The organism is Clostridium taeniosporum (assembly GCF_001735765.2).
Lineage (GTDB): Bacteria > Bacillota > Clostridia > Clostridiales > Clostridiaceae > Clostridium > Clostridium taeniosporum.
This window is the reverse complement of the sequence record NZ_CP017253.2, coordinates 348,022-360,267: the sequence shown is the minus strand read 5'-3', so window position 1 is coordinate 360,267 and position 12,246 is coordinate 348,022. Positions and strand designations below refer to the sequence as shown.

Below are 12,246 nucleotides of genomic sequence, written 5' to 3'. Positions count from 1 at the left end.
ACTCCTATTCAACTATTGCTAATATGTCATCTTGTTTTAATATCATATATTCTTCACCGTCTAATTTTACTTCTGTGCCTGCATACTTAGAAAATAAAACTTTATCTCCTACTTTAACTTCCATTTCTATTTTTGTACCATCAACAACGCTTCCTGGACCTACTGCTACAACTTCTGCTTCTTGTGGTACTTCTTTAGCGCTTCCAGTTAAAACTATACCGCTCTTTGTTTTTTCTTCTGCTTCTAATTTCTTGATCACTACTCTATTTCCAAGTGGTTTTATTCTCATAATAAGTCCCTCCTATATTTTTAAGTATAAATGTTTTTAATTTAGTATTAGCACTCATTAGCATTGAGTGCTAATACAATTATTATAATATCCTTTATGACCATATAATTCAAATATTTTTTATAATATTATATTGCTTTTTCACTTTAAAAACTGTATTTTTTCTCACTATATCTTCTATTTACTTATTTTTTCTTTTATTTTCTTAATAAATTAAATTTATATTTAATTATATATTTTTTACATTTATGTATTTTACTTGTTGATAATATGTTTTATACAACAAAATCAACTATTAATTAGTTTTTACTTTAATCAATTAATATATACACTAATGTTTAAACTCTTATCATAAAATAATTAAGGATATTAAATAAGCATTAACTTTATTCAATATCCTTAATTACTTTTACATTATTTCTTCTAAATCCTTTAATAGCTCTTCTCTATCTTTAGCTGCCTTTTTAAAATCATATTCTTTGCTTAATTTATATGAAGTAAAAGCTTTCTCTATATTAGGGTAATTTACTCCTGGTATTGTTGAAAATCCCATTGAAAAATCCTTAAGAGATATTCCGGCTTCTTTTGTTACACAATAGTTCATAAATGCTTCAGATGCTTTATCGTTTTTGCTATTCTTTATCTTTGCTATAGGACATATTGTCCATCCTGTATTTTCAGGAACTATTGATTCTATATTAAATCCTGAATTTCTTACTATAAGTTGTTGATTTATAAAATTTACTGTTATTAAATATTCTCCCATACCAACTTTTTTAGCTGGAGTAAATCCACTATCAGTAAACTGTCCAACATTATTTTTTAGCTTTTTGAAAAACTTTAATGCATTATCTTTACCCATACTTTGAACCAAATAAGATAAAAAGGTATATCCTGTTCCCGATGTCCTTGGATCAGCTAATACTATTTCACCTTTAAATTTAGGATTTACTAAATCTTCTATTGTTTTTGGTTTTTTAATACCCTGAAATTCTTTATTCCATCTATCTTCATTTATTCCTATTGATAAAGCTTCTACATATAATCCTATCCAATATCCATCACTATCTATATATTGCATTGGTATTTCATTTGAACTATTTATAGCATACCTTTCTAAACAATTATTCATTTTTAGTAATTCAACAGCATCAGCTGTTCCCCCTAAAAATATATCAGCTTCACCTAAAATTTGTCGATTTTTAATTTTATCAGCAAGTTGTTCTGTTGGATATCTTAAAAATGTATAATTACAACCTGTCTTTTCTTTAAATCCATCAAGTAAGACCTTAGCTTCATCTTCATTAAATGCAACATAAACCACCAAATTATCATTTTTAAGATTAGGTAGCTCTTTACTACTAAATATATTATTAGAACATCCATTAATAATACAAATCATAAGTAAAATAAATATTAATAAAATACTCTTCCTTTTACTTAACATATTTTTACCTCCAAATAAACTTTACTGATTAAATAAATTATCACATATATTATTTAAATTTCCTTCCATGTAAAAAGAATTTACTATCTCATCTCCATAGTCTCTAACAATTACATAGTTATTTTCATAAATATCAAGACTTATTACATCATAATTATTAATATTATCTTCTATTTTATTATCATAAAATTCATCTCGATAAATTCTAATGTGACAATTTAAATCACCCTTATTAGCTACAGCCCATTCTAACTTTTTATTATCTTTAATTCTTTTCAAATTCATAATTTCATCTTTTAATAACAACTTATCATTGCTACCACACTTTTTTATATTATTATAAGTATCTACTATAGTTATTTTATTTTTATCGTTTATAAGTTTAGATAATACAGATGGTGTACAAAAAATATCATTAATATAGTTTTTAATTCTATTTATATACGCAGAACTATCATTACCTCCATAATAAATATCATCTATTCTAAGTGTATCATTTAAATATAATGTTCCTTTTTTTCCATCTAAATAATAAATTGTTCCAGTTATCTCATTAAAAGAATTTTCTATTTTAGAATTATAAAAATTATTACTTTTAGGCATTCCATCAACTATATTCCAAAACTCTTTTATTTGTTCATTTGAATCTATAGTTAATTTTCCCCATCTTTTACTGTAAAGTTCTACTTTAACTGGTATTGAATCAATTGAATACTGAATAACCTGCTCTTTATCATCTAAAATAACTAAATTATTATAAATACTACTTTTTAAATATACATATATACCAATCAATAATATAATTAATATTATAAATAGATTTATAACTATTTTATAGTTAAACTTTATCATAATCTTATTTCACCTTACTTTATCTCCTTCTTAATTGCATGCTTAAAACTTAATTTTACAGTAGTTCCATTTAAACTGCTTATTTCAATTTTTCCAGATTGCTTTTCCATAAATTCCTTACATATTGATAACCCTAATCCACTTCCACCATATTTCTTTTGCAAAACTTTATGAGCTGTATAAAAATTTTCAAATACATTCTTTAGATCTTCTTTAGGTATGCCTTGTCCATTATCTGAAATGAATATTATTACATAACATTCATTATATTTCATATATATATTGATTTCTGTACACTCACTATACTTTATTGCATTATCTAATACATTAAGTACAACCTGCTCTGTTTTTTCTTTATCTGCATAAATATTCTTACTAACTAAATCCATATTAAGATTAATTCCAAACTTATGAATCCTAGGATTTAACATCATTGCAGCACTTTCAATTATAGATTTTATATCAACAATTTCATTCTTTATATCTATTTCATTTTTATTAAGCCTTGATAAATCAAGAAGTTGTTCAACAAGTTTTAGTAATCTATTACTACTTTTTACTATATATTTTACACATTTCTCAACATCTTTCTTTTCTCTCACTCTTAATAGTAAATCTGAATATCCTAAAATTGCGGATAAAGGAGTTTTAAATTCATGCGTAACATTATCTAAAAATCTCTTTTGAGTTTCTTTCTCTTCTTTTAGATTGTCAATCATTATTTCTATATTATTAGACATTATATTAAATGAATTAGATAACTCCTCTATCTCATCTCCACTATTTATACTAATTTTTTTAGAAAAATCACCAAAAGATACTTTTCTCGCAATATTTTTAAGACTAACTATAGGTCTAACTATTCTATTAGAAAATGAGTTACTCATAATACTAGAAAATATTATTGCTACTATTGCAAATAAAACCATACTTAAAATGGTATTAGTTATAATTGTACTTTCATTATCAAGATCATATACATATCGTACACATCCTATAGTTCCATCTGAATAATAAATAGGACTTGAAAATAGTATATATGATGAATCTTCCATTTTTCTTATAATATATGATTTATTTCCCTTTAGTGCAGTCACAACATCATCATCTTTATTTATATTTGGATAACTATCTGAATCTCCTATTAATGATGAACTATTGTAGATTTGAACTCTAAACTTGCAACCATTAGACAAATATGTTGCAATAAATGGACTCATTTCATTCAAAACGTTTTCTGCATGAAAATCATCTTCTTTATCTAAATAATTCATAATAAATGCTTGACTTGTATAACTTTCTTTTTTTAGCATGTCTATGGAATTATTTATCACTCTACTATAAAGGGTATAAATTGTCACTACATATATGCTTAATATAGCTATTATTAAAATAAATATATTCATAATCACTATTTTTCCTTTGATACCCAATTTCATATATTATACCTCTAATCTATATCCTACTCCATATATTGTCTTTATAACGTCTTCATTTCCAGATAATTTTTTTCTAATTCTCTTTATATGAATATCTACTGCTCTAGTGTTTCCTGCAAAACTGTATCCCCATATCTTGTCCAATAATTCTTCTCTTGTAAATACTTTATAAGGATTCTGTATCATTAATAATATTATTTCAAATTCTATATGTGTAAATATAGCTTCTTTACCTTCGATAAATACTCTTCTTTCTGGAATAATTATTTTTATAAGTCCTTTTTCTATAATATCATTTTTTTTATTTTTAATTTCATTTTTTACAAGAGCTTTAGCTTTATTTATTCTTCGAGATATAGCTCTAATCCTTAATATAAGTTCTCTACTGTCAAATGGTTTCGTTATATAATCATCAGCTCCAAGTTGAAGACCTAAAAGTTTATTGTTTAACTGATCTTTTGCACTAAGTATAATTATAGGAACTTCACTATTTATCTTTTGAAATTCATGTATAACTTCAAACCCATCTTTATCAGGAAGCATTAGATCTAATACAATTAAATCAGGAGATTCATTTTTGAATAGTTCTATTGCATCTATTCCACATTCAGCAGTTATTACTTCATAATTTTCAAATATAAGATTCATTTTTATTAAGTTTAATATTGATTCTTCATCATCAACCAATAAAATCTTCATAAATCTATCCCCCCTAAATATTCCTGTAATTTATATAATACACCTTTTAATAATTATATAGTAACTTTTTTTTATTTAATGAAAAATTGTTAATATCTAACTTTTTAAATATTAAATTATATTTTATATTTATATTTAATTAGCAATTTATTTATAAAAAAATTGCTAATTAACTTTAGAGCATGGATTTTTTAGTCATGCACCCTTTCCAACAGTAGTACAAAAATAATGGTGTCGCATATGATTATTTTTATTCTTTAGAACTACTCATAATACCTTTAAAATACAGTATTTTAGAAATTATCCATAATTTCTTTAGTAATATAATTTCTTAAATAAAAAAAGAAGTCCTAAGAGGGCTTCTTTTTTACAATTTAAATTTATCTTTCTAAATTTATGTCTTTATAATCCTCAATTCTAGAATTTTCTAAAACATTTTTCATACTGGATTGTTTATTTATTTTATTAAATGATGCTTTTGCTTTCATTGGCGATAATATTTTTCCTGGTCCATTAATGCATCCACCTTCACACATCATTCCTTCTATAAAGTTTCCTTGTAATCTACCCATCTTAGCCATCATCATAGTTTTCTTTATCTCAGCCCCACCTGAAACTTTAACTGGCTTAAATTCACATTCTATCCCTTTATCTTTTACATAATTTTCAATAGCTGCTGTTAAACCACCGCCAGCTCCAAATCCTCTTCCAAAAACTGATGCTTCATCAACAACTATATCATCAAAGTTAGATGGATCTATATCAAATCCTTCAAATAATGCTAATAACTCTTCAAACGTTAATGCATAATCAACTGCATCTTTTATTGAATCTCTTAAAATTTCAGACTTCTTAGCAGTACATGGTCCTATAAATACAACTTTTGCATTCTTATCATTAGCTTTTATGAATCTTCCTGTTGCAACCATAGGTGAAACCGTTCCAGATATTCTATCTACTTGATCTGGCATAATCTTTTCTATATAACTTAAAAAGCCTGGACAACAAGAATTAGTCATATAGGAATCTCCATTTTCCATTCTTTCAACAAATTCATTACTTTCATGTACTGTTACTGCATCTGCACCACATGCAGCTTCTATCATATCTGTGAATCCTAACTCTCTCATAGCATTTTTAACTTGTCCATAAGTAGTCTTAGAATTTAATTGCCCAGTTATTGCAGGTGCAACAACAGCATAAATATTTGAATTACTAGTTAATTCTTTAACAACTTTAACTAAAAGACTTTTATCCTCTAATGCTCCAAAAGGACATGCAGCCATACAAGCACCACAATTAACACACTTTTCTTGTTTTATCATAGCTTTTTTATCGCTATTAATATCTAATGCTCCTGTTGGACAAGATTTTTTACATGGTCTCATGTCTTCTGCAATAGCATCATACGGACATGCTTTCTTACACATTCCACATTCCTTACATTTATCAGGATCTATATATGCTTTACCATCTACATAACTAATAGCACCAAATTTACAAACACTTTGACATTTATGTGCTATACAATTTCTACATGCATCTGTTACTTCAAATTTCTTAGTTGGACACATATCACATGCATTCTTTATAACATATAATATTTGTTCTTCATCTTCTATATTTATTAAATCGTCTGTACCTTTTCCATTTGGAATAAATCCAGCTGCTAACTTTAATCTTTCTAATAATACTTCTCTTTCATGTATTATACTTTCTCTGTATTTAGGTTCATCCCCTGGCAACATTTCATAAGGTATCTTTTCTAAATTTTCTTTATTAATCTTATTTTCTTTGGCTAATCTTACAATATTGCTTAATACATCATGTTTTAATTTTATAAGTTGGTTCTCAAAATTGAACATACTACGCACACACTCTCCCAGCAAATTATTATATCAATGTAATGATACGGTAATTATACCATAATAATAACTAGTTACATGTTATAATCATATTATTCAAATTTTTCTGAATTTGCTATAAAATTACTTTACAAAATATAGAATTACCCAATAGTTTATTTTATACTTTTATATTATTTTCTCTAGCATAATAAAATAAATATTGTTGAGCAAATCCTGATAATTTTCCAAACTTATTTCTTGCAAATATTCTAATTTTATTTAATGAACCTTCTTCAGCATTATAAAAATGTATCATTGCACGTTTAACCCATACATCTACTGGAAAAGCTGATGTTTTACCCATTGAAAAAAGCATTATACAATCAGCCACCTTGGCCCCTACACCTTTAAATTCTTGCAAAGCTTTATGACATTCATCATCATTTAGCTTTTTTATATAATCTAAATTATACACATTAAATGAATCTTCATTATCCTGTATTTCGGAATCATTAATAGTAGATCTATATATATTTTGAATTGTATCCAGTAAATACTTACTTCTAAAAGATGCTCCTGTTTCTTTTATCTCATCTAAAGTAGCATCTTTTATTTGTTGAATTGTAGGAAATGAATAATAAATCTTTCCTTTATATTCTATCTTATTTCCCCATTTTTCAGATATTTTATTAACAGTTTTCTTAATTGAGGGAATGTTATTTCTTGCAGATATTATAAAGCTAAGAAGCATTTCAAATGAATCTTGGTTTAAAACTCTAATTCCATAACCAAATTCTATACTTTGTTTTAATAACTCATCTTTAGATAGTTCTTCTTTTATATTAGAGTAATCTCTATTTAAATCAAAATAATTTAACCATATTTCTTTAACTTCCTCTTCCGTTGTGTTATATACAAATACCTCATTATTTCTTTGAACTAATTCAATTAACCTACCAAATGCAATAACTATAAAATTATCTTTTTGAATTTCTTCAAATCTAAAAATTTGACCACATTCGAATATATGTTTTAAATTAAAATTTTTAACTCCTTTTATGATTATACTATTGTTGCTAGTTTCTATTTTTTTATAATCCATTAAATTAAGTCCCCTCCTACTTTACACATATACCAGAAAATTTTATTAACATATCTTTATAAAAATATATGTTAATAAAATTTAGTTCCAATTGACTCTAAATTTATCATATTTAATTACAATATCTTGAAGAATTTCGGCAGCTGTTTCAACCATAACTATACAAGTTCCGTCTTCTTTAGACTTTTTATATTCTTCCCTTAATTTAATACAATTATTACTTCCAAGAATATCTTTAAATTTATTTATAAATTCTGTAGTCATTTCTCTAACAATTGGACTCTTATGTCCACTTATATTGGTAAACATTATTCCGATAGCAGCTATTGCTCCAGAAATAACACCACACATCTCTCCTATTGCCATTCCTCCACCAAATGCAGACATTGTTTTTAAAGTCTCTTTTGATAAATTCAACTCGTATTCTTCATTTGCTGCATATATTAGACATTCTGCACAATTTAAATCATACTTATCATCCCAATATTTTTGAGCTAATTCTTTTAACATAATAAATCACCTCTAAACTAAAATAATTATCAAATAATATATTCTATTATATAGTATATTATTAAATAAAATATAAATCAAAAATTTCTATATATAATTTTCTAGACACAAAAAAAGACTCAAGCATAATGCTTGAGTCCAAAATATATATTATTTTGAATAGTCGTAGAAACCTCTTCCAGTTTTTCTTCCTAACCATCCAGCTCTTACATATTTTCTTAATAAGCTGTGAGCTCTATATTTAGTATCTCCTGTTTCATTATATAAAACATCCATAATAGCTAAACATACATCTAATCCGATAAGATCTCCTAATGCTAAAGGTCCCATTGGATGATTTGCACCATATTTCATAGCTGTATCTATATCTTCAACTGAAGCGATACCTTCTGCTAATATTCCAATACCTTCATTAATCATTGGAATTAATATTCTGTTAACAACAAATCCTGGAGCTTCTGCAACTTCTACTGGATTCTTTTCTATAGCTACAGTTAATTCTTTTATAGCATCAAAAGTTTCTTGTGAAGTAGCCATTCCTCTGATAATTTCAACAAGCTTCATTACTGGAGCTGGATTAAAGAAATGCATTCCTATAACTTTATCAGGTCTGTTAGTTGCTGATGCAACTTCTGTAATTGATAAAGAAGAAGTATTAGATGCTAAGATAGTTTCTGGTTTACAGATTCCATCTAATTCAGCAAATATTTCTCTTTTTATTTTCATGTTTTCAACAGCAGCTTCTACTACTAAATCGCAGTCAGCAGCTAATTTCATATCAGTAGTTCCAGAAATTCTTGAAAGAATTTCTTCTTTAACTTCTTCAGTCATTTTTCCTTTAGAAACTAATCTAGTTAGTCCTTTGTTGATTCCAGCTATTCCTCTTTCAACAAATTCATCTTTTATGTCTCTTACTATTACTTCATAACCATGTTGTGCGAATGCTTGAACGATTCCAGCACCCATTGTTCCAGCACCAAGTACAAATACCTTTTTCATTGATAAATCCTCCTCAGAACTTTTATTTATAAATACCTCCATCAAATATGATCATATTTGATGAAGGATAAAAATCTTAAATACTATTCAGCACTCTTAACTTCTTTAACTTGAGCTATTAATTCAGGTAATACTTTACTTACATCTCCAACTATACCATAATCAGCAACTTGCATGATTGGTGCAGTTTCATCTTTGTTGATAGCTATAATCATATCTGATTCTTGCATACCAGCAACGTGTTGGATTGCTCCTGAAATACCACAAGCAATGTAGATTGATGGTCTTACAGTCTTACCAGTTTGACCAACTTGGTAATCTCTTTCTATCCATCCATTTTCAACAGCTGCTCTTGATCCAGCTACTGTTCCATCTAATGCTACTGCTAATTCTTGTAATAAAGCAAAGTTTTCTTTAGAACCTACTCCTCTACCACCAGCTACAAGAACTTTAGCTTCTGATATATCTACAACATCTTTGTGTTCTTTTATTATTTCTAATACCTTAGTTCTGACATCACTATCAGAAAGTTTAGCTTCAACTTTTTCTATATTGCATTTACTTGCATCAGTAGTAATTTTTCCAAATACTCCTGGTCTTACTGTAGCCATTTGTGGTCTGTGTTCTGGACAAGCAATAGTAGCCATTAAGTTACCACCAAATGCAGGTCTAGTAGCTAATAAAGCTCCACCTTCAACTTCAACATCTAAAGATGTACAGTCAGCAGTTAATCCAGTAGATAATCTAGCAGCAACTCTTGGACCTAAGTCTCTTCCTATAAAAGTAGCTCCTATAAATAATATTCCTGGTTTTCTTTCATTTGCTAAGTCACAAATAACTTTTGTGTATGCATCAGTAGTGTAGTGTTCTAAGTTTTTATCTTCTGCAACTAAAACTTCATCAGCACCATGTTCTCCTAATGTCTTAGCTAAATTTTCTATATTGTTACCTAATAATAAAGCTGTTAATTTAACACCTAATTTATCAGCAATTTTTCTACCTTCTCCAAGTAATTCTAAAGATACTTTTTGTAATTGGCCTTCTCTTTGTTCTGCAAATACCCAAACGCCATTGTAATCTGCTATATTCATAATAAATTACCCTCCTATTATACTAGATGTAGTGTTTTTCTTGTAGTTTTTCTACAACGTAAGCTACTGATTCTTTTGCTGGCTTATTAATAACTTCGCCTGCACCTTTAACTTCTTTAGTCATTGACTTTTTAACCTTTGTAGGTGATCCTTTAAGTCCTAATTCAGCTTTATCTACATCTATATCATCTGCACTCATAACCTTAATTTGATCATCAGAAGTTGCAAATATTTTAGCAACACTCATGTATCTTGGTTCATTAAGTTCTTCAATTGCAGTTAATAGACATGGAGTTTGTATTTGTATTTTTTCAAATCCATCTTCTAAAGCTCTGTTAACTATTAATTCTTTATCTCCCTTTGCTTCAACGCCTTGAACATAAGTAACTTGAGGGATATTTAAATGCTCAGCTATTTCTGGTCCAACTTGAGCAGTATCTCCATCGATAGCTTGTCTTCCTGCAAATACTATATCATAATCTAATTTAGCAATAACTCCTGCTAATGCTTTTGAAGTAGCTAAAGTATCAGCTCCTCCTAATACTCTATCAGTTAATAGGATAGCTTCATCAGCTCCCATACATAAAGCTTCTCTTAATGTTGCTTTAGCCATTGGAAGTCCCATGCTTATAACTGTTACTTTTGCTCCAATAGTTTCTTTTAATTGTAATGCACCTTCTAATGCATGTTTATCCTCTGGATTCATGATTGATGGAACACCATCTCTTATTAGTGTACCTGTCTTAGGATCAATCTTTACAGCTGTAGTATCTGGAACTTGTTTTACACAAACTACTATATTCATTCTATAAGTCCTCCCCTATCTTAAAATGCTTCCTGCGATAACCATTTTTTGAACTTCTGAAGTTCCTTCATATATTTCAGTTATCTTAGCATCTCTCATCATTCTTTCTACTGGATATTCTTTAGTATATCCGTATCCACCGAATATTTGAACTGCTTTAGTTGTAACTTCCATAGCCACTTCTGCAGCAAATAATTTAGCTCTTGCAGCATCTACTGAGTATGGTTGTTTATTTTGTTTCTTACAAGCAGCTTTATATACTAAATGTCTTGCAGCTTCTATCTTAACGTCCATTTCAGCAATATACCATTGTAAACCTTGTTGAGCTGATAATGGTCTCTTAAATTGTTTTCTTTCTTTCATGTAATTAACAGCTTCTTCAAATGCACCTTCTGCAATACCTAAAGCTTGAGCAGCTATACCAATTCTTCCTCCATCAAGAGTCTTCATTGCTATACCAAATCCCTTACCTTCTTTACCAATTAAGTTTTCTTTTGGTACTATACACTCTTCCATTACAAGTTCAGTTGTTGAAGATCCTCTGATTCCCATTTTATCTTCTAATTTACCGATTGAGAATCCTGGGAAGCTCTTTTCAACTATGAAAGCTGAAATTCCTTTAGTTCCTTTACTCTTATCAGTCATAGCAAATATTATGAAAGTTTCAGCTACTCCACCATTAGTTATGAAGATTTTTGATCCATTTAATACATAATGATCTCCATCTAATACAGCTGTTGTTTGTTGACCAGCAGCATCTGTTCCAGCACCTGGTTCAGTTAAACCAAAAGCACCGATTTTCTTACCTTGACAAAGATCTGGTAAATATTTTGCTTTTTGTTCTGGAGTACCATTTTCATTTATTACAGATGCACATAATGAAGTATGAGCTGAAACTATAACACCTGTTGTAGCACATACTTTTGATAATTCTTCAACTGTCATTATATATGAAAGAACATCTCCACCTGCTCCTCCAAATTCTTTAGCAAATGGTATTCCCATCATACCTATTTTACCCATTTTTTCAACGTTTTCCATTGGAAATCTTTCAGTTTCATCCACTTCAGCAGCAATTGGTTTCACTTCATTTTGAGCGAATTCTCTAACCATTTGTTGTACTAATTCTTGTTCTCTAGTTAATTGGAAATTCATTAAATTACCCT

12 protein-coding genes are annotated in these 12,246 nt (G+C 28.1%); all 12 read right to left on the bottom strand.

What is annotated here, in order from left to right; all coding sequences use genetic code 11:
* Positions 1–4 precede the first annotated feature (4 nt).
* Positions 5–289, bottom strand: a complete 285-nt coding sequence (gene groES / locus BGI42_RS01745; protein WP_069678689.1) for a co-chaperone GroES — start codon at positions 287–289, stop codon at positions 5–7.
* A 409-nt stretch (positions 290–698) separates the two neighbouring features.
* Positions 699–1,736 (bottom strand): ABC transporter substrate-binding protein, encoded by a 1,038-nt coding sequence (locus tag BGI42_RS01740; protein WP_069678688.1) that lies wholly within the window; start codon positions 1,734–1,736, stop codon positions 699–701.
* 21 nt (positions 1,737–1,757) lie between these two features.
* The gene (locus BGI42_RS01735; RefSeq protein WP_069678687.1) at positions 1,758–2,588 is read right to left on the bottom strand and encodes a DUF3919 family protein; all 831 of its coding nucleotides are present in this window, start codon (positions 2,586–2,588) and stop codon (positions 1,758–1,760) included.
* A 14-nt stretch (positions 2,589–2,602) separates the two neighbouring features.
* Positions 2,603–4,027, bottom strand: a complete 1,425-nt coding sequence (locus BGI42_RS01730) for a sensor histidine kinase (protein WP_069678686.1) — start codon at positions 4,025–4,027, stop codon at positions 2,603–2,605.
* A gap of 3 nt (positions 4,028–4,030) precedes the next feature.
* Positions 4,031–4,726 (bottom strand): response regulator transcription factor, encoded by a 696-nt coding sequence (locus BGI42_RS01725; protein WP_069678685.1) that lies wholly within the window; start codon positions 4,724–4,726, stop codon positions 4,031–4,033.
* 380 nt (positions 4,727–5,106) lie between these two features.
* Positions 5,107–6,591, bottom strand: a complete 1,485-nt coding sequence (locus tag BGI42_RS01720; RefSeq protein ID WP_069678684.1) for a 4Fe-4S dicluster domain-containing protein — start codon at positions 6,589–6,591, stop codon at positions 5,107–5,109.
* 160 nt (positions 6,592–6,751) lie between these two features.
* Positions 6,752–7,675, bottom strand: a complete 924-nt coding sequence (locus BGI42_RS01715; protein WP_069678683.1) for a DNA-3-methyladenine glycosylase family protein — start codon at positions 7,673–7,675, stop codon at positions 6,752–6,754.
* 81 nt (positions 7,676–7,756) lie between these two features.
* Positions 7,757–8,185 (bottom strand): C-GCAxxG-C-C family (seleno)protein, encoded by a 429-nt coding sequence (locus BGI42_RS01710; RefSeq protein ID WP_069678682.1) that lies wholly within the window; start codon positions 8,183–8,185, stop codon positions 7,757–7,759.
* Positions 8,186–8,335: 150 nt separating this feature from the next.
* On the bottom strand, positions 8,336–9,184 hold the full coding sequence (locus tag BGI42_RS01705) for a 3-hydroxybutyryl-CoA dehydrogenase (protein ID WP_069678681.1): 849 nt from the start codon (positions 9,182–9,184) through the stop codon (positions 8,336–8,338).
* An 83-nt stretch (positions 9,185–9,267) separates the two neighbouring features.
* On the bottom strand, positions 9,268–10,275 hold the full coding sequence (locus BGI42_RS01700; RefSeq protein ID WP_069678680.1) for an electron transfer flavoprotein subunit alpha/FixB family protein: 1,008 nt from the start codon (positions 10,273–10,275) through the stop codon (positions 9,268–9,270).
* Between the two features lie 22 nt (positions 10,276–10,297).
* Entirely contained in the window at positions 10,298–11,080 is a 783-nt protein-coding gene (locus BGI42_RS01695; protein WP_069678679.1) for an electron transfer flavoprotein subunit beta/FixA family protein, read from the bottom strand.
* A gap of 15 nt (positions 11,081–11,095) precedes the next feature.
* The gene (locus BGI42_RS01690) at positions 11,096–12,235 is read right to left on the bottom strand and encodes an acyl-CoA dehydrogenase (protein WP_069678678.1); all 1,140 of its coding nucleotides are present in this window, start codon (positions 12,233–12,235) and stop codon (positions 11,096–11,098) included.
* Positions 12,236–12,246 lie beyond the last annotated feature (11 nt).

What these genes read in the sequence shown, in the direction of transcription:
- BGI42_RS01705 (WP_069678681.1), bottom strand. Translation starts at nt 9,184, where the DNA reads ATGAAAAAGGTATTTGTACTTGGTGCTGGAACAATGGGTGCTGGAATC.
- BGI42_RS01695 (WP_069678679.1), bottom strand. Translation starts at nt 11,080, where the DNA reads ATGAATATAGTAGTTTGTGTAAAACAAGTTCCAGATACTACAGCTGTA.
- BGI42_RS01725 (WP_069678685.1), bottom strand. Translation starts at nt 4,726, where the DNA reads ATGAAGATTTTATTGGTTGATGATGAAGAATCAATATTAAACTTAATA.
- BGI42_RS01715 (WP_069678683.1), bottom strand. Translation starts at nt 7,675, where the DNA reads ATGGATTATAAAAAAATAGAAACTAGCAACAATAGTATAATCATAAAA.
- BGI42_RS01710 (WP_069678682.1), bottom strand. Translation starts at nt 8,185, where the DNA reads ATGTTAAAAGAATTAGCTCAAAAATATTGGGATGATAAGTATGATTTA.
- groES (WP_069678689.1), bottom strand. Translation starts at nt 289, where the DNA reads ATGAGAATAAAACCACTTGGAAATAGAGTAGTGATCAAGAAATTAGAA.
- BGI42_RS01740 (WP_069678688.1), bottom strand. Translation starts at nt 1,736, where the DNA reads ATGTTAAGTAAAAGGAAGAGTATTTTATTAATATTTATTTTACTTATG.
- BGI42_RS01735 (WP_069678687.1), bottom strand. Translation starts at nt 2,588, where the DNA reads ATGATAAAGTTTAACTATAAAATAGTTATAAATCTATTTATAATATTA.
- BGI42_RS01690 (WP_069678678.1), bottom strand. Translation starts at nt 12,235, where the DNA reads ATGAATTTCCAATTAACTAGAGAACAAGAATTAGTACAACAAATGGTT.
- BGI42_RS01720 (WP_069678684.1), bottom strand. Translation starts at nt 6,591, where the DNA reads ATGTTCAATTTTGAGAACCAACTTATAAAATTAAAACATGATGTATTA.
- BGI42_RS01700 (WP_069678680.1), bottom strand. Translation starts at nt 10,275, where the DNA reads ATGAATATAGCAGATTACAATGGCGTTTGGGTATTTGCAGAACAAAGA.
- BGI42_RS01730 (WP_069678686.1), bottom strand. Translation starts at nt 4,027, where the DNA reads ATGAAATTGGGTATCAAAGGAAAAATAGTGATTATGAATATATTTATT.